14 protein-coding genes are annotated in these 16,509 nt (G+C 57.3%); 10 read left to right on the forward strand and 4 right to left on the reverse strand.

Annotation, left to right across the window (positions count from 1 at the left end; genetic code table 11):
• Positions 1 to 42 precede the first annotated feature (42 nt).
• Together ALP8811_RS01335 and ALP8811_RS01340 are read left to right on the forward strand one after the other, a co-directional pair.
• On the forward strand, positions 43 to 1,239 hold the full coding sequence (locus tag ALP8811_RS01335) for a biopolymer transporter ExbB (protein ID WP_108855400.1): 1,197 nt from the start codon (positions 43 to 45) through the stop codon (positions 1,237 to 1,239).
• 3 nt (positions 1,240 to 1,242) lie between these two features.
• The gene (locus ALP8811_RS01340) at positions 1,243 to 2,979 is read left to right on the forward strand and encodes a peptidoglycan -binding protein (protein WP_108855401.1); all 1,737 of its coding nucleotides are present in this window, start codon (positions 1,243 to 1,245) and stop codon (positions 2,977 to 2,979) included.
• Here ALP8811_RS01340 and ALP8811_RS01345 read toward each other — a convergent pair.
• From ALP8811_RS01345 to gloB, 3 genes are all read right to left on the reverse strand, one after another.
• Positions 2,976 to 3,926, reverse strand: coding sequence for a M23 family metallopeptidase (locus ALP8811_RS01345; RefSeq protein ID WP_245924488.1), 951 nt, complete (start codon positions 3,924 to 3,926; stop codon positions 2,976 to 2,978). The genes ALP8811_RS01340 and ALP8811_RS01345 overlap by 4 nt on opposite strands.
• A gap of 20 nt (positions 3,927 to 3,946) precedes the next feature.
• Positions 3,947 to 6,274 carry an ATP-dependent Clp protease ATP-binding subunit ClpA gene (gene clpA, locus ALP8811_RS01350; RefSeq protein ID WP_108855403.1) on the reverse strand — a complete coding sequence of 776 codons (2,328 nt, stop codon included), beginning with the start codon at positions 6,272 to 6,274 and terminating at the stop codon, positions 3,947 to 3,949.
• 159 nt (positions 6,275 to 6,433) lie between these two features.
• The gene (gloB, locus tag ALP8811_RS01355) at positions 6,434 to 7,198 is read right to left on the reverse strand and encodes a hydroxyacylglutathione hydrolase (protein WP_108855404.1); all 765 of its coding nucleotides are present in this window, start codon (positions 7,196 to 7,198) and stop codon (positions 6,434 to 6,436) included.
• An 83-nt stretch (positions 7,199 to 7,281) separates the two neighbouring features.
• Here gloB and ALP8811_RS01360 point away from each other — a divergent pair, with 83 nt between their 5' ends.
• From ALP8811_RS01360 to ALP8811_RS01390, 7 genes are all read left to right on the forward strand, one after another.
• Positions 7,282 to 7,923, forward strand: coding sequence for a DUF938 domain-containing protein (locus ALP8811_RS01360; RefSeq protein ID WP_245924489.1), 642 nt, complete (start codon positions 7,282 to 7,284; stop codon positions 7,921 to 7,923).
• A gap of 71 nt (positions 7,924 to 7,994) precedes the next feature.
• Positions 7,995 to 8,762, forward strand: a complete 768-nt coding sequence (locus tag ALP8811_RS01365; protein WP_108855406.1) for a class I SAM-dependent methyltransferase — start codon at positions 7,995 to 7,997, stop codon at positions 8,760 to 8,762.
• 362 nt (positions 8,763 to 9,124) lie between these two features.
• The gene (locus tag ALP8811_RS01370) at positions 9,125 to 9,685 is read left to right on the forward strand and encodes a F0F1 ATP synthase subunit delta (protein ID WP_108855407.1); all 561 of its coding nucleotides are present in this window, start codon (positions 9,125 to 9,127) and stop codon (positions 9,683 to 9,685) included.
• Positions 9,685 to 11,223 carry a F0F1 ATP synthase subunit alpha gene (gene atpA / locus ALP8811_RS01375; RefSeq protein WP_108855408.1) on the forward strand — a complete coding sequence of 513 codons (1,539 nt, stop codon included), beginning with the start codon at positions 9,685 to 9,687 and terminating at the stop codon, positions 11,221 to 11,223. The genes ALP8811_RS01370 and atpA overlap by 1 nt, the downstream gene beginning before the upstream one ends.
• A 14-nt stretch (positions 11,224 to 11,237) precedes the next feature.
• On the forward strand, positions 11,238 to 12,116 hold the full coding sequence (locus ALP8811_RS01380) for a F0F1 ATP synthase subunit gamma (protein WP_108855409.1): 879 nt from the start codon (positions 11,238 to 11,240) through the stop codon (positions 12,114 to 12,116).
• Between the two features lie 18 nt (positions 12,117 to 12,134).
• Positions 12,135 to 13,559, forward strand: a complete 1,425-nt coding sequence (gene atpD, locus ALP8811_RS01385) for a F0F1 ATP synthase subunit beta (protein WP_108855410.1) — start codon at positions 12,135 to 12,137, stop codon at positions 13,557 to 13,559.
• A gap of 58 nt (positions 13,560 to 13,617) precedes the next feature.
• Entirely contained in the window at positions 13,618 to 14,025 is a 408-nt protein-coding gene (locus tag ALP8811_RS01390; RefSeq protein WP_108855411.1) for a F0F1 ATP synthase subunit epsilon, read from the forward strand.
• A 97-nt stretch (positions 14,026 to 14,122) separates the two neighbouring features.
• Here ALP8811_RS01390 and ALP8811_RS01395 read toward each other — a convergent pair whose 3' ends face one another.
• The gene (locus ALP8811_RS01395; RefSeq protein WP_108855412.1) at positions 14,123 to 15,049 is read right to left on the reverse strand and encodes a heparin lyase I family protein; all 927 of its coding nucleotides are present in this window, start codon (positions 15,047 to 15,049) and stop codon (positions 14,123 to 14,125) included.
• 231 nt (positions 15,050 to 15,280) lie between these two features.
• Between ALP8811_RS01395 and ALP8811_RS01400 the strand changes: the two genes are divergently transcribed.
• Positions 15,281 to 16,483: a TCR/Tet family MFS transporter gene (locus tag ALP8811_RS01400; protein WP_108855413.1), complete on the forward strand. Its 1,203-nt coding sequence runs from the start codon at positions 15,281 to 15,283 to the stop codon at positions 16,481 to 16,483.
• Positions 16,484 to 16,509: the final 26 nt, after the last annotated feature.

Consider the following 16,509-nt stretch of genomic DNA (forward strand, 5'->3'; position numbering starts at 1 on the left):
TATCCTGTCACCAATAATAATGGCGACAAGGACTTACCCCGCATGGATCACCCGGATCGCGGGACGCTGACTGCGCCCAAACGAAAAGACATCGAGCCGTCTTTCACCCATCCCGTGCGTCAGATCATTCTGATGCTGATTGCTTTGGGCCTTGTTGGCTTCGGCACGTTCGTGGCGTTGCCACATGTGATGCCCGTGTTCATGGCAAACCTGTATCTGAACGGGTTTATCCTGTTCGTCTTTGTCATCGGTCTGTTGGCCTGCTTCTTGCAGGTCTGGCAGGTCTTTGCTTCGGTCGGTTGGATCGAGGGATTTGTCCAGCAACGCGACACGCACGATCCCGACAGCGCCCCGCGCCTTCTGGCGTCGCTGGCCGCCTTGATGCGCTCGAACCGGGGGACGCAGCTGCAAATCGGCTCGGCCTCGTCGCGGTCGATTCTGGACAGTATCGCCACCCGGATTGATGAAGCCCGCGACATCACGCGCTATATCGTCAACCTTCTGATTTTCCTTGGCCTTCTGGGCACGTTCTTTGGTCTTGCCACCACCGTGCCTGCGGTGGTCGAGACGATCCGATCCTTGGCCCCCGGCGAAGGCGAGGGCGGCGTTGAAGTGTTTAACCGTCTGATGACCGGCCTGGAAGAACAGCTTGGCGGCATGGGGACGGCCTTCTCATCCTCGCTTTTGGGACTTGCCGGGTCGCTGGTCGTTGGCTTGATGGAGCTTTTCGCAGGTCACGGCCAGAACCGCTTCTATCGCGAGCTTGAGGAATGGTTGTCGACCATCACCAAGCTGAGCTATGCGACGGGCGATGGTGAAGATGCGTCCGAAGCGGGTGCCTATCTGGGTATTCTAGCCGAGCAAATTGAAACCATGCAGACCATGTTTGTGCAGTCGGACGCGCATCGTGCCATGATGGATGAACGGCTACACACCTTGGCCACGAACGTTGAAGCCCTGACCGCGCAGCTGTCGCAGGACAATGGGCAAACAGAGGCATTGATGCAAATCGCCGAAAGCCAAGAGGCCGTGCGCCAGATCCTTGAAGCGAATGTTCCCGACGAAGAGGCGCAGGTGGATGCGGAAAGCCGGATGCGTCTACGCTCGATTGACGTGCAGATGCTGCGGATACTAGAGGAAATGCAGGCAGGGCGGCAGGAAAGCCTGGCCGATCTGCGTGGCGATTTGGCAACCCTGACCCATGCGATCCGTGTCGCCTCGGGTCAGGAGCAGGGTTAAGTCATGGCGCTGACCCGCCGATCAGTCAATCGCATGAGCGGGTCCATCTGGCCCGGCTTCGTCGATGCCATGACCGCGCTATTGCTTGTCTTGATGTTTGTTCTGACGATCTTCATGATCGTGCAGTTTATCCTGCGCGAGACGATCTCGGGGCAGGCGAACGAATTGGATGCGCTGTCAGCGCAGGTGTCCGAATTGGCTGATGCTCTGGGGCTGGAACGTAATCGGACCGAAGCGCTTCAGGGTGAGGTCGGTACACTGAACGCGACGCTCAGCGAGGCGCGCTCGATATCAGACGCGCAGGCGGCAATGATTGCCCAGCTGACGACGCAGACCGAAAGCCAAGCTGCAGAGCTTACCGCTCAGGCTGCGAAGATCACCAGTTTCGAGGCACAGGTGGCCACGCTTCTATCCGAACGGGACCGAGCACTTGCCGAAGGTGAAGCGCTGACTGCGACCGTGGAAGAGCTTGAGGTTGCTCGCACCCAGTTGCTGAGCGAGCAAGAGGCGTTGCAGCTGGCCTTGGCCAAAGCGCGCGACGAAGTAGACGAAGGTGCCGAGGCAGCCCGACTGGCCGCCGCTAAACGCGAAGCACTGGAAGCATTGGTTGCGGATCTGGAAGTGAAGGTAGCCGATGGGCAGACGGCCTTGGACGAAGAAGAGGCAGGGCGATTGGTCGAAGCTGCTGCCGCCGAGGCGCTGCGTGAACGGTTGCTAAACGCTGACACCGAGCTGACCGCGATGACTTTGGCCCTTGAAGAAGAGCGCAAACGGGCCGAGGAAACCTTGACCTTGTTGGCAGCGGCCAAGGCAGCAGGTGTGGATCTGGATCAGCGCTTGGCGTCGGCCTTGTTGCAACTTGAGGAACAGGCGGCTGATGGGGCGGACACGGCAGAGCTGCGCGATCGGCTTGATGCGGAATTGGCTGCGCGCCTGGATGCCGAACAAATTGCAAGTGAAACGCTCACCCAGTCCGAGCAACGGGCGCGTTTGCTGGCGGCCGCCAACTTGGCACTGGCCGAAGAAGAGGCCCAAAGCGCGGAAAGCCAGCGCAAGATCGCGCTGTTGAACGAACAGGTTGCCGCTCTGCGGACGCAGTTGGGTGGCTTGCAGGCCATTCTGGATGATGGATCAGCCCGCGATCAAGCGGCACAGGTTCAGATCCAAAAACTCGGGTCCGAGCTGAACGCGGCGCTTGCCCGCGTCGCGTCCGAAGAGCGTAGACGCGCCGAGCTGGAAGAAGCCGAACGCAAACGTCTTGAGGCCGAAGCCAAAGAGCTGTCCGCCTATCGGTCCGAGTTTTTCGGCAAGCTGCGCGATGTTCTGGGAAATCGGGAAGGCGTGCAGATTGTGGGCGACCGGTTTGTGTTCTCGTCCGAAGTGCTGTTCGCCAGTGCCCGCGCCGAGCTTCAACCCGAAGGACAGGCTCAGGTCGCGCGCGTAGCAACATTGCTGTCGGAGGTGGCCGGCGAAATTCCAAACGAGGTAGATTGGGTCATCCGCGTCGACGGGCACACGGACAACGTTCCGCTGTCCGGGCGTGGGGCGTTCCGCAACAATTGGGAACTTAGTCAGGCGCGCGCCTTGTCGGTCGTAGAATACATGATCGACGCGCTGGGCTTCCCGCCGGAACGGCTTGCGGCAACTGGGTTTGGAGAATATCGACCGGTTAATCCTGACGATACGCCCGAGGCCCGTGCCGAAAACCGCCGGATCGAGTTGAAACTGACCGAACGCTAAGGCGCCGTTAGCGTCGTGGTGGCCGAGATACTGCCAATCTCGCGCGCATTGCGGGTCAGAATGGCTTTGCCATGATAATGGCCAGGCTGGGTGTTGCCTTCGTGAAGTCGTCGCCCTGCTGCGCGCATCGCGCGGGCTTGTGTGCTGTCCAGAGTTTCTTCGTGCTCGATGAATACGCCGTTTGGTCCATGTATGACGAGTTGCATCACGTCACCGGCCTGTGCACCAAATATCTGCGCCCAGAACACCAAAGCACCATCGTCAATACCAACAGGCTGAGGGGCAGCTTTGCCCCATTTAACCTCGTCATAGTCGGGGATCTGGGGGCTGAACCCGGCATTCACAAAGCCGCTGGGGCGATAAGTGATCTTGTCTGCCCAAAGGGACTTTGCGTCTTCATCGCCGCAATAGTTCAAGGGAACAGCGTTGAATGGATCGACAACGCGCCCGTCTTTGCGCAGGGAAACATGCAGGTGGGGAAACTTAGTTCGGCCTGACATGCCAATCTGGCCAAGTGTGGTTTGCAGGCCGACGCGCTGCCCAATCTCGACCGCGATACTGCGATTGCGCAAATGGCAATATTGGCTTTCCCAGCCGCCGCCATGGTCGATCACCACCCCATTACCACAGTCCTGCCCATCAGGATGGGGGGCGGATGCAGCGAAAAACTGGTCTTCGACACCGTCGCGAAGCCGCCGTACCACTCCGGGGGAAATCGGGGTGACCGAAACACCCTTGATCGCTTCCACGTCCGAGATCAGCGCGATGTCCGTTCCCTGATGTCCGTCATATGACAGCGTCCCACAGGTGAAATCCGCCGTCCCTATGCTGGGATCGGAATCCACATGGTTTTGGATGAAGCAATCCTGCCCCAGAGTGCAATCAACGGGGAAGCCAAGAATGGGGTCACGTGCCGCAACCGGAGTTGCGGCACTGATTATTAGCAAAGCAGCCCCAAGGGCGCGCATCAGTCTGCGGGCAGAAGAGGGGGCTTCTTGCGGCGGCCGATACGCGGGGTTTTCGGCTCTTCAAAGCGAAGATCCAGCTTTCCGCCTTTGACGCCCACTTGAACCAAACCACCCTTTGCCAGCATGCCGAACAGAAGTTCTTCCGCCAGCGGCTTCTTGATGTGCTCTTGGATCACACGTCCCAAGGGGCGCGCACCCATGCGGTCATCATAGCCTTTGTCCGCAATCCATTCAGCCGCGGCACGAGTCAGTTCGATATGCACGCCGCGATCCATCAACTGGGCCTCAAGCTGCAGAACGAACTTTTCTACCACTTGCAGGATCACCTCTTTGCCAAGTGGTGCGAAGCTGATTACCGCGTCCAGACGGTTGCGGAATTCCGGCGTGAACGTGCGTTCGATGGCGGCGGTATCTTCGCCTTCGCGACGGTCGCGGCCAAATCCGATGGCGGCTTTGGCTTGCTCGGACGCACCCGCGTTCGAGGTCATGATCAAAACCACATTGCGGAAACTGACGGTGCGACCGTTGTGGTCGGTCAGCTCGCCGTTATCCATGACTTGAAGCAGGATATTATAGACATCCGGGTGCGCTTTCTCGATCTCGTCCAAAAGCAGCACGCAGTGCGGGTGCTGATCAACGCCATCGGTCAGAAGACCACCCTGGTCAAATCCGACATAGCCCGGAGGCGCACCGATCAGGCGGCTGACGGCGTGTTTCTCCATGTATTCGGACATGTCGAAGCGCAGAAGCTCGACGCCCAGATTGTCTGCCAGTTGCTTGGCGACCTCGGTTTTACCCACACCGGTAGGACCGGCGAACAGATAGTTGCCGATGGGCTTTTCAGGTTCGCGCAGACCGGCGCGTGACAGTTTGATCGCCGAGGACAGAGCCTCGATCGCGGTATCCTGACCGAACACCACGCGCTTAAGCGACTTCTCAAGGTCGCGCAGGGTTTCTGCATCATCTTTCGAAACGCTTTTCGGTGGGATGCGGGCGATCTTGGCCACCACGCCTTCGATTTCCTTCGTCCCAATGGTCTTGCGCCGTTTCGAGGCGATCAGCAAATGTTGTGCAGCACCGGCTTCGTCAATCACGTCGATGGCTTTGTCCGGCAGTTTGCGATCATTCACATAGCGGTCAGACAGTTCGACCGCAGATTTGATCGCGTCGGCGGTGTATTTCACGCCATGATGCTCTTCGAAATAGGGCTTCAGACCCTGAAGAATCTTCACCGCGTCTTCGACAGTCGGCTCGTTCACGTCGATTTTCTGGAAACGACGCGACAAAGCGCGGTCTTTTTCGAAATGCTGGCGGAATTCCTTGTAGGTGGTCGAGCCCATGCAGCGCAGCTTGCCGCCCTGAAGCGCAGGCTTCAGCAGGTTCGAGGCATCCATTGCCCCGCCCGACGTCGCACCTGCACCGATTACGGTGTGGATCTCGTCGATGAACAGAACTGCGTCTGGGTGGTCTTCCAACTCTTTCATCACGGCTTTCAGGCGTTCTTCGAAGTCACCGCGATAGCGGGTGCCCGCCAAAAGCGCGCCCATGTCGAGCGAGTAGATCGTGGTTTCCGACAAGATCTCGGGCGTTTCGCCGCCGACAATCTTGGTGGCCAGACCTTCTGCGATTGCGGTTTTGCCAACGCCAGGGTCACCCACCAGAAGCGGGTTATTTTTGCGGCGGCGGCAGAGCACCTGAATCGCGCGCTCGACCTCGTGGGCTCGCCCGATCAAGGGATCGATTTCGCCTTCACGTGCCTTAGCGTTCAGATCGACGCAGTATTTTGCGAGCGCACTGTCGTTTTCTTCGGCGGGTTGTGCGTCTTGCACGTCCTCGTCATCGAAGTCCGGTGCGCCAGAGATCGGGCGTGCTTCGCCAAAGCCAGCCTCTTTCGCGACGCCATGCGCGATATAGTTCACGGCATCATAGCGGGTCATATCCTGTTCTTGCAGGAAAAACGCCGCGTTCGATTCGCGTTCGGCAAAGATTGCGACCAATACATTGGCACCGGTCACTTCGGTCCGACCCGAGCTTTGCACATGGATCGCGGCGCGCTGGATGACGCGCTGGAAAGCTGCGGTCGGGACCGCTTCGTTGCCCTCAATGTCGGTGATCAGGGTGGTCAGCTCTTCGTCGATGAATTCGACAAGTACTCGGCGCAGCACGTCCAGATCGACAGAACACGCCTGCATCACCCGCGTCGCGTCCGGTTCATCCAGAAGCGCCAGCAGCAGGTGCTCTAGCGTCGCAAGCTCGTGCTTGCGGTCATTTGCCAAAGCCAATGCCTGATGGATGGCCTCTTCGAGGGGTTTGGAAAAAGATGGCATGTTGCGCACTCCTCGTAGTTTCAGCGGTGGACATCGCTGGCGATTACTTCGCCTTATTACCGTTGCCTCATAGTATTCAGGTTCGGTTGTCCTTGCGTCGCTATCAAGACCCTTTTGGTCAATTTATGCTCGCACAAGCGTGATTTCTTGCGATTTGCCTTAGAAATCATCTTTCTGGGCGCGGATCTCGGTGAAGACCTCGGCGTCGTCGGCGGTCTCCATATGTAGGGCAGCTTTAACGGACGACAAGTGCGCGCGCAGAAAAGGGTTGGTTTCCTGCTCGTCCGACAGAAGGGACGGGACCGTGGGCAGACCGTCTGCGCGGGCGGCCTCGACGCGGTCGCGGCGGTCACGCAGGGCATCATTCTGTGGCTCGATGGTCAGCGCGAACGAGATATTTCCGCCGGTATACTCATGGCCTGAACAGATCAGCGTGTCTGGCGGCAGTTTAGATAGGCGTTGTAAACTATCCCACATCTGTTCGGGGCGGCCTTCGAACAGGCGGCCACAGCCCATGGCCATCAAGCTGTCGCCGGTAAAGGCGGCCTTGGCGGCGGGGACATAGAACGCGATATGGCCGATCGTGTGGCCGGGTACGTCCAGCACTTCGACGGTGTGGCCGGCAAAGTCAAAGCTGGTTCCGGGTGTAAGGCTTTGATCCAGCGGCGGCAGCCGATGCTTGTCGGCTTCGGCTCCGAATACGCGGGCTCCGGTGCTGGCGACCAGATCCGCAACGCCGTCAATATGATCCCAGTGATGGTGGGTCAGCCAGATCTCGGACAGGGTCCAGCCGCGCTTTTCCAACTCGTCCTCGATGGGCAGAGGTTCGGGCGCGTCGATCAACGCTGTCTTCCCGGTCTTTTCGTCATGCAAAAGAAATGCATAATTATCCGAAAGGCAGGGGATGGTGACAAGATCGAGCATATTGGTCCTCCGTGCTAGACCTTCAGTCTTGCCCAAACGCGTCAGAGCCTCAATACTGGTAATGCATCCCGAGGGATAAAATGGTGGGAGAACAACCTCATTCGATCGCGCATCAGCGCGGTGACGGGCGCTTATCAGCGCCCTCGGCGTCGCGCAATCTGTCGCCGATTGTCGACGCCATGGAGACGTTTGTGCCGTCGCAGGGTGTCGCGCTCGAACTGGCCTCGGGTACAGGTGAACATATTGTGGCCTTCGCGCAGGCCTTTCCGCAGGTTACATGGCAGCCCACCGATATCTCGGCTGAGCGCCTGAACAGTATTGATGCCTGGCGTGCAGAGCTTGGCGTGCAGAACATGCGCATGGCGCAGTTCTTGGATGCTTCGGCCCCCGCCTGGCATAGCGGGCCGATGGAGATGATCGTCACCGTAAACCTGATGCATTTGATCCCGGACGAAACCGCGCAAGCGGTGATCGCTGGTGTGGCGCGGAATTTGGCACCGGGGGCGGTGTGGTTCCTTTATGGTCCGTTTCGTACCGGAGGCCAGTTCCGTAGCGAAGGGGATGCGTCTTTCCATGCGACATTGTCAGGGCAGGATCCCCTGATCGGCTATAAAGATCTGGAAACTGTTCAGGCATGGGCCGAGAAGGCTGGCCTGCATACAGTCGACTTGATCGAAATGCCCGCAAACAATCTTGCACTGGTTTTGCGCCGCACTTCAGATTGAAGATGGGCATTCCAATTTGTGGGCGTTCGAGTAGTCTCGGCACTGAATGAACGAGGGCCGATTGAAGCTTCATGCATCTTGATGTTCAGGATCTAAGGAATTTCTATTACCGCAGCATGTTGGGGCGCGCGGCGCAAAAGGCGATCCGTGACAAAGTCCTCAGCTTGTGGCCGAAAGCGCAATCCAAAGGACAGACCGTCGCCGGGTATGGGTTTGCTGTGCCTTTGCTGCGCCCGTATCTGTCGACGGCACGTCGGGTGATCGGGCTGATGCCCGCTCCGCAGGGGGTGATGCCTTGGCCTGCTGGGATGCCCAATGTCTCGGTTCTGGTGGAAGACACATTGTGGCCGCTGGATACGGGGGTTGTGGACCGGCTTGTCGTGATGCACGGGCTTGAGACCTCGGACACACCCACACAGTTGCTGGACGAATGCTATCGCGTGCTTGGCCCGGGTGGCCGAGCGCTTTTTGTTGCGCCGAACAGGGCCGGGCTATGGGCGCGGTCGGATGCCACGCCCTTTGGCTATGGACGCCCCTATTCGCTGGGGCAGTTGGAAGGACAATTGCGCGAGCATGGCTTTCAGGTCGAACGGCACTTGTCATCTTTGTATCAGCCGCCGTCAGGAAAGCGGTTCTGGCGCAAGACTGGTACCTTTTGGGAACGTGCCGGACACCAATTGCCTGTCATTCTGGCGGGCGGTGTTCTGATGGTCGAGGTGACAAAGCAGGTGCCCGCCCCCAAACGCCCCGGCTTGGCACAGGCTGTGCGCCGACCCTTGAAGGTATTGGAAGGGTTAGGTGTGCCCGAGCCCAGCACCTCGCGGCAGGGGAAGCTTTAGGCACAGAATCAGTCGCTTTCAGAATGCTGATTTGGTCTGTGTATTAGGTGATGATGCCCGAAAAGCACAGGTTGCGGGTCAAACGGTATGCAAAGGTATTCCGTTTTGTGGTGCCGGAGTTTTGGCCCCTAATACGCAAATTGTCCCTAGGGTTAAGGGGTATGGACGAATTAGCGGCGAATTCTAACGAAACCTAAGCCGGAAATGTTGGCGATAAACCCACGCAAGCCTGTTGCGAGGTGGGGTATTCCCTGCTACATGCGACGACGATTTAGATAGTACGCGCGAAAGTGCGGCTTCTGTAGGCCGCCCCGGTTTGTTCTGCAAACCACGATGGGGCTCAAGACATCGGAAGGGTGGACGTGTCCGAACCAGTCTCGATCTCAACTGGCATTGCCCAACGTTATGCCACGGCCATTTTTGATTTGGCCAAAGAGGGTAAAGAACTGAAAGCAGTTGAAGCGGATGTTGCCGCTCTTGATACTGCTCTCGCCGATAGCTCTGATCTTGTCGATCTGATCAATTCGCCGGTGCATACCCGCGATGAACAGGCCGCCGTGATCGCAGCTGTCGCCAAAAAAATGAAACTTACGCCAATGGTCGCGAACGCGTTGGGGCTTATGGCCCAGAAACGGCGTCTGTTCGTATTGCCTCAGCTTCTGGACGCCATGCGCGCCCTGATCGCCGAGGACAAAGGTGAGGTTACCGCAGAGGTGACCGCCGCCAAAGCCATGACCAAGGCGCAGCAAGACAAACTTGCCAAGGCTCTCAAAGCCTCGATCGGCAAGGATGTGAACATCAACTTGGCTGTCGATGAAAAGCTCATCGGTGGCCTGGTCGTGAAAGTGGGCTCGCGCATGATCGATACGTCGGTCAAAGCCAAGCTCGATGCACTTCAGAATTCCATGAAAGAGGTCGGATAATGGGTATCCAAGCAGCAGAAATTTCTGCGATCCTGAAAGACCAGATCAAGAACTTCGGCCAAGACGCCGAAGTGGCCGAAGTTGGCCGCGTTCTGTCGGTCGGTGACGGTATCGCCCGTGTATACGGTCTGGACAATGTTCAGGCTGGTGAAATGGTCGAGTTCCCCGGTGGTATCCGCGGGATGGCTCTGAACCTTGAAGCTGACAACGTTGGTGTTGTTATCTTCGGTTCCGACCGCGACATTAAAGAAGGCGACACCGTTAAGCGTACGAACGCGATTGTGGACGTGCCTGCTGGTGACGAACTGCTTGGTCGCGTTGTTGACGGTCTGGGTAACCCGATCGACGGCAAAGGCCCGATCAAAACCAAAAAGCGCAACGTTGCTGACGTTAAGGCGCCGGGCATTATCCCGCGTAAATCGGTTCACGAACCGATGGCAACCGGCCTGAAGTCGGTTGACGCGATGATCCCAATTGGCCGTGGCCAGCGAGAGCTGATCATTGGTGACCGTCAGACCGGTAAAACTGCCGTTGCTCTGGACGCGATCCTGAACCAGAAATCGTACAACGAAGCCGCTGGCGACGACGAGAGCAAGAAGCTCTACTGCGTCTACGTAGCTGTTGGCCAGAAGCGCTCGACCGTTGCGCAGCTGGTGAAGAAACTGGAAGAAAGCGGCGCGATTGAATACACGATCGTCGTTGCTGCAACCGCTTCGGACCCCGCTCCGATGCAGTTCCTGGCACCCTATGCCGCAACCGCGATGGCCGAGCACTTCCGTGACAACGGCCGCCACGCCCTGATCATCTATGATGACCTGTCGAAACAGGCTGTGTCCTATCGTCAGATGTCGCTGCTTCTGCGTCGCCCGCCGGGCCGTGAAGCTTATCCGGGTGACGTTTTCTATCTTCACTCGCGCCTGCTGGAACGTTCGGCCAAGCTGAACGAAGACTACGGCTCGGGCTCGCTGACCGCTCTGCCGGTTATTGAAACCCAAGGTGGCGACGTTTCCGCGTTTATTCCGACCAACGTGATTTCGATCACCGACGGTCAGATCTTCCTGGAAACCGAACTGTTCTACCAGGGTATCCGCCCTGCTGTGAACACCGGTCTGTCGGTTTCGCGTGTTGGTTCGTCGGCTCAGACGAAAGCAATGTCGTCGGTTGCCGGTCCTGTTAAACTGTCGCTGGCTCAGTATCGCGAGATGGCAGCCTTCGCTCAGTTCGGTTCGGACCTTGATGCCTCGACACAGCAGCTGCTGAACCGTGGTGCACGTCTGACAGAACTGATGAAGCAGGCTCAGTACTCGCCGCTGACCAACGCAGAGATCGTCTGCGTGATCTACGCTGGTACCAACGGCTACCTGGACAAGATCGACGTATCGGAAGTTGGTCGTTTTGAAGCTGGTCTTCTGAACCACCTGCGTCAGAAACACGCTGATCTGCTTGCCGACATCACCGACAACGACCGCAAGGTTAAAGGTGAACTTGAGGACAAGGTCAAAGCAGCGCTGGACGCGTTCGCCGCTGACTTCGCTTAAGGGGGCTCAGACAGATGCCCAACCTTAAGGACCTCAAAAATCGGATCGAAAGCGTCAAGTCGACGCGGAAGATCACGAAGGCCATGCAGATGGTGGCCGCCGCAAAACTGCGGCGGGCACAGGAAGCGGCCGAAGCAGGTCGTCCCTACGCAGAACGGTTTAACGCCGTTCTGGGTGGGCTGGCAGCTTCGTCGGGGGGCGGAAGCGCTCCGAAACTGCTTTCTGGTACGGGTTCGGATCAGGTCCACTTGCTTGTGGTCATGACCGCCGAACGCGGCCTTTGCGGTGGCTTCAACTCGTCGATCGCCAAACTGGCACGCGCAAAAGCTGAAGAGCTGATCGCTTCTGGCAAAACGGTTAAAATGCTGACCGTTGGCAAGAAGGGTCGCGAACAGCTGAAGCGTGACTTCGGAGATCTGATGATCAACCACGTTGATCTGTCGGGCGTGCGCAATGTCGGTTACGGCAACGCACAATCCATCGCTAACGATCTTATCAATCGTTACAACGAGGGTGAGTTCGACGTCGCGACGATCTTCTATAACAAGTTCGAAAGCGTGATCAGCCAGATCCCGACTGCCCAGCAGGTTATCCCGGCCAGCTTTGATGCTCCTGAAGACGGTGCAGAAGAAGTCTCGACCGTGTATGACTATGAGCCGTCGGAAGAAGGCATTCTTGCAACGCTGCTGCCTTCGGGCGTGGCCACGCAAGTCTTCACCGCGCTGTTGGAAAACGGAGCCTCGGAGCAGGGCGCGCGGATGTCCGCAATGGACAACGCAACCCGCAACGCAGGCGACATGATCGACAAACTGACCATTCAGTTCAACCGTTCGCGTCAGGCCGTGATCACCAACGAACTTATCGAAATCATTTCGGGCGCTGAGGCGCTCTAAGGAACCGGAGAAACAACAATGGCTAACGCTAAAGGTAAGATCACCCAGGTGATTGGCGCCGTTGTGGACGTTCAGTTCGAGGATGCCCTTCCGGCAATTTTGAACGCTTTGAACACCGAAAACAACGGCAATAAACTTGTCCTCGAAGTGGCGCAGCACCTTGGTGAAAACACCGTGCGCTGTATCGCTATGGACGCGTCTGAAGGTCTGGTACGTGGTCAGGAAGTAACTGACACCGGTGCACCGATCTCGGTGCCGATCGGCAACGCAACTCTGGGCCGCATCCTGAACGTTATCGGCGAGCCCGTTGACGAAAAAGGCCCTGTGAAATCGAAAGAAAGCCGCCCGATCCACGGTGACGCGCCTGCTTTTGATGAGCAGTCGACCGAGACCGAAATTCTGACCACAGGCATTAAGGTTATCGACCTGCTGGCCCCCTACACCAAGGGTGGTAAAATTGGTCTGTTCGGCGGTGCCGGCGTGGGCAAAACCGTTTTGATCATGGAACTGATCAACAACATCGCTAAAGTGCACTCGGGTGTGTCCGTGTTCGCTGGTGTTGGTGAACGTACCCGTGAAGGCAACGACCTTTACCACGAGATGATCGAATCGGGCGTTATCGTTCCCGACGATCTGGAAAAGTCGAAAATTGCGCTGGTCTACGGCCAGATGAACGAACCTCCCGGAGCACGTATGCGTGTTGCTCTGTCGGGTCTGACCCTGGCGGAACAGTTCCGTGACGACACTGGTTCGGACGTTCTGTTCTTCGTCGACAACATCTTCCGCTTTACCCAAGCTGGTTCGGAAGTTTCGGCTCTGCTGGGTCGTATTCCTTCGGCGGTTGGTTATCAGCCGACGCTGGCCACCGACATGGGTGCCATGCAGGAACGTATTTCGTCGACCAAATCGGGTTCGATTACTTCGGTTCAGGCCGTGTACGTACCTGCGGATGACCTTACCGACCCTGCACCCGCAACCTCGTTTGCCCACCTTGACGCCACGACCGTTCTGGATCGTGCGATCTCGGAAAAAGGCATCTACCCGGCTGTGGACCCGCTTGGTTCGACCTCGCGTCTGCTTGACCCGCTGGTCATCGGTGAAGAGCACTACAAGGTTGCCACCGACGTTCAGGAAATCCTTCAGCGCTACAAGTCGCTGCAGGACATCATCGCCATCCTTGGCATGGACGAACTGTCGGAAGAAGATAAGCTGACTGTTGCGCGCGCTCGTAAGATCGAACGCTTCCTGTCGCAGCCCTTCGACGTGGCAAAAGTGTTCACCGGTTCGGACGGTGTTCAGGTTCCGCTGGAAGACACGATCAAGTCGTTCAAGGCTGTTGTGGCCGGCGAATACGACCACCTGCCCGAGGGCGCCTTCTACATGGTTGGCGGCATCGACGAAGTGATCGCCAAAGCCGAGAAAATGGCAGCTGACGCTGCCTAATCGGGACTATGATGGGGGAGGGTTCCCTCCCCCTGATGACCCCTGAAGGAGATCCCAAATGGCTGATACGATGCAATTCGACCTGGTGTCGCCCGAACGGAGCCTTGCTTCGCTTCAGGCTACCGCAGTTCAGCTGCCGGGCGCCGATGGCGACCTGACCGCGATGCCGAACCACGCGCCGACGATCACCACGTTGCGCCCCGGTATCGTTCGCGTTGAGTCCCCCGAAGGCAATGCCGAGTTTGCAGTCACTGGCGGTTTCGCTGAAGTGACCGCCAACGGCACCTCGGTTCTGGCCGAGCGTGCGCTTCCGACCTCGGAAGTGACGCAAGAAGTTCTGGATGGTTTCATCTCTGACGCCGCTGAGGCATCGGAAAATGCGACCGCCGAGAATCTTGACGAGCTGGCAAAACGCACCGTCGACATCGCCGCTATGGCCAGCGAACTGGGCTTCACCGCTCGCTGATCCACAGGGCAGACGTCCGGCAGAAACAAAAGAAACCCCGCCCAATTGGGCGGGGTTTTTGTTTGTCTGCGCGGGTACGGATTCTTTTTGAAGCCGTTTAGTCCACCGGTTTTGCCCCCGCGGCTTCCAGCATGCGTATGTCCACTTGCGCGCGGTTCTTGCCGAAACGCATTTCATCATAGAATACGACCTGCGTGGGTAGGGTCACACCCCAGTTGTAGGCGAATGGGGTAGAGCTCGCGCTGTTTGAGGTTTTCGAAGATCCGGTTTCTGTCGCATAGCGATCTTGGAACGGTGCAGCGGTGACAGCTTGGGTTTTGTTGCGTTCCAGCCAGCGGCTCAAGTAGCTGTTGTATATGCCATATTTCAGGAACAGATCGCGTTCGCTATTGTTCAGCATGGTTTGGGTTACCATGGGCTTTTGGCGCTTGCAGACCTCTTTCCCGTCCATATACATCACGAAGCTCGGCCCCTTTGGAGCGGTGCTGTAGTCGGCGAAAATCACGACGTCATTCCACCTTCCGCGAAGCTTCGAAACGCGGCCGATTGTGCACCCACCTTCGTTCCCAAACCACATCATCGCTTTTCCATCGCGCATGTTGAAATGCCACAAAGGGGTGCGCCACCCTTTCATCTTCAACTGTCCCAGCGTTGTATTTCCGGGTCCGATGTCGCGGAAGTCGGGATTCAAAAAGAAAGACCACCCGTACCACGTCTGACCACCCACCTTTTGCAACCGATCTTTGGGGTCTTCTTTGCGCTCAATCCGTTGCCGGTCGTTGGTACAGTCATCCCAATACTTGTTGCCGCCACAATCGCCATGGCGAAGCTCAAACCTTTGAGCTTTCTGACCCGCGCGGCTGTGGCCTTTTGCAAGCGTGTAACCATACTTGGTTTTGGCGCGCAGTTCTTTTTCGATCCGGGTTGATTTCAGAATGGATTTGCCGGGTTTCTCTGCTGCGAACGCGGCAGGAGCGGACAGGCTGATTGATGCAATCAGGCCAGCGACAAAGGTATATTTCATGAATGTCCTGTGATTTGAATTTGCAGAAGACTGCCCGGCATGCAGTGATGTGTCAAAGCCTACTTCACGTAGAATTTGTATGGCGTTTGGAAGCTTCAGCTTCCCGCTTTATTTCAAAAGAAATTCAGGCTTCCGCGGCGCTGGGTTCAAAAACTTTAAACATTGCAACCTATGCCACTTCCCGTCAGTACTTCATCCAATTGACGCACTAACCCTCTTGGAAATCCTCAGATGAAACATCGTTCTGCTCTCTGGTTCATCTTGGCCACCATCCTTTTGGACGCGGTGGGCATTGGTATTGTGTTCCCCATTATGCCCGATCTGATGGAGCGTGTCGGAGCAGCCAATACCGCTGACGGCGCGTTCTGGGGCGGCATTTTGATGGCGTCCTATGCGGCGATGCAGTTTCTGTTCGCGCCTGTAATCGGTGGAATCTCTGATAGTCTAGGGCGTCGTCCCGTGCTGCTTCTGGCGCTGGTTGCTTTGGCAGTGGACTACGTGGTGATGGCACTGGCCACAACATTCTGGTGGCTTCTGCTGGGGCGGGTACTGGCCGGGATTGCTGGTGCCACCTATATTACCGCAACGGCCTATCTTGCCGATATCTCCAAGCCAGAAGAGCGCGCGGCGAATTTTGGATTGATCGGCGCCACATTTGGCATCGGGTTTGTGATGGGGCCAGCAATCGGTGGTCTTGTCGCCAGCGTGCATATTACGGCGCCGTTCTGGCTGGCGGCGGGATTTGCCGCGTTGAATGTGGCGGTTGGTTTGTTTTTGTTGCCCGAAAGCTTGGCACCTGAGAAACGCCGCGCCTTCACCAAACGTGACCTGAACCCATTCGGCTCGATTCTTGACGCGTTTCGTTTGCCCGGCCTCATGCTGCCGCTTATCCTGATCTTCGCTTTTGAATTCGCCAACATGGTCTATCCAACGCTCTGGGCTTTCTGGACGCGCGAGGTCTTTGGCTGGGGTACGGCCCTGATCGGTATTTCTTTGGCCTCTTACGGGATCGCGGTTGCCTTTACGCAAGGTGTCGTGATGCGATTCATGCTGCCTAGAATTGGCGAGTATCGAACCCTGATCTTCTCGATCATCTGTGCCATTGCAGCTTTGATTGCATTCGGGTTGACCGGAAACGTCTGGGTGATGTTCTCATTCATTATCGTGGCAGCATTGGCCGACATGGCGCCTCCTACGATGACGGCGATGATGGCGAATATGGTGTCAGAAGATCGGCAAGGGCTGCTGCAAGGAGTTATTGCCAGCCTTGGGTCGATAGCAGCAGTCATTGCTCCAATGGTGATGACCGGTGTGTTCCAGTATTTTGCCGACTCAAAAGGTGGTCTCTATCTGCCCGGCGCCCCGTTTTTGCTGTCCGCAGTAATTGTGTTGATCCTTTTTCCACACTTTTTGCGTTTAAAAGCGAAGCCCTAACTTGTTTTGATCGCCGACGTTGGGCA

The sequence above is a fragment of the Aliiroseovarius pelagivivens genome, assembly GCF_900302485.1.
Lineage (GTDB): Bacteria > Pseudomonadota > Alphaproteobacteria > Rhodobacterales > Rhodobacteraceae > Aliiroseovarius > Aliiroseovarius pelagivivens.

Bases quoted from the DNA above. Each gene is read 5' to 3' on its own strand.
- ALP8811_RS01335 (WP_108855400.1), top strand. From the start codon at position 43: ATGGATCACCCGGATCGCGGGACGCTGACTGCGCCCAAACGAAAAGAC.
- ALP8811_RS01340 (WP_108855401.1), top strand. From the start codon at position 1,243: ATGGCGCTGACCCGCCGATCAGTCAATCGCATGAGCGGGTCCATCTGG.
- clpA (WP_108855403.1), bottom strand. From the start codon at position 6,274: ATGCCATCTTTTTCCAAACCCCTCGAAGAGGCCATCCATCAGGCATTG.
- gloB (WP_108855404.1), bottom strand. From the start codon at position 7,198: ATGCTCGATCTTGTCACCATCCCCTGCCTTTCGGATAATTATGCATTT.
- ALP8811_RS01365 (WP_108855406.1), top strand. From the start codon at position 7,995: ATGCATCTTGATGTTCAGGATCTAAGGAATTTCTATTACCGCAGCATG.
- atpA (WP_108855408.1), top strand. From the start codon at position 9,685: ATGGGTATCCAAGCAGCAGAAATTTCTGCGATCCTGAAAGACCAGATC.
- ALP8811_RS01380 (WP_108855409.1), top strand. From the start codon at position 11,238: ATGCCCAACCTTAAGGACCTCAAAAATCGGATCGAAAGCGTCAAGTCG.
- atpD (WP_108855410.1), top strand. From the start codon at position 12,135: ATGGCTAACGCTAAAGGTAAGATCACCCAGGTGATTGGCGCCGTTGTG.
- ALP8811_RS01390 (WP_108855411.1), top strand. From the start codon at position 13,618: ATGGCTGATACGATGCAATTCGACCTGGTGTCGCCCGAACGGAGCCTT.
- ALP8811_RS01395 (WP_108855412.1), bottom strand. From the start codon at position 15,049: ATGAAATATACCTTTGTCGCTGGCCTGATTGCATCAATCAGCCTGTCC.
- ALP8811_RS01400 (WP_108855413.1), top strand. From the start codon at position 15,281: ATGAAACATCGTTCTGCTCTCTGGTTCATCTTGGCCACCATCCTTTTG.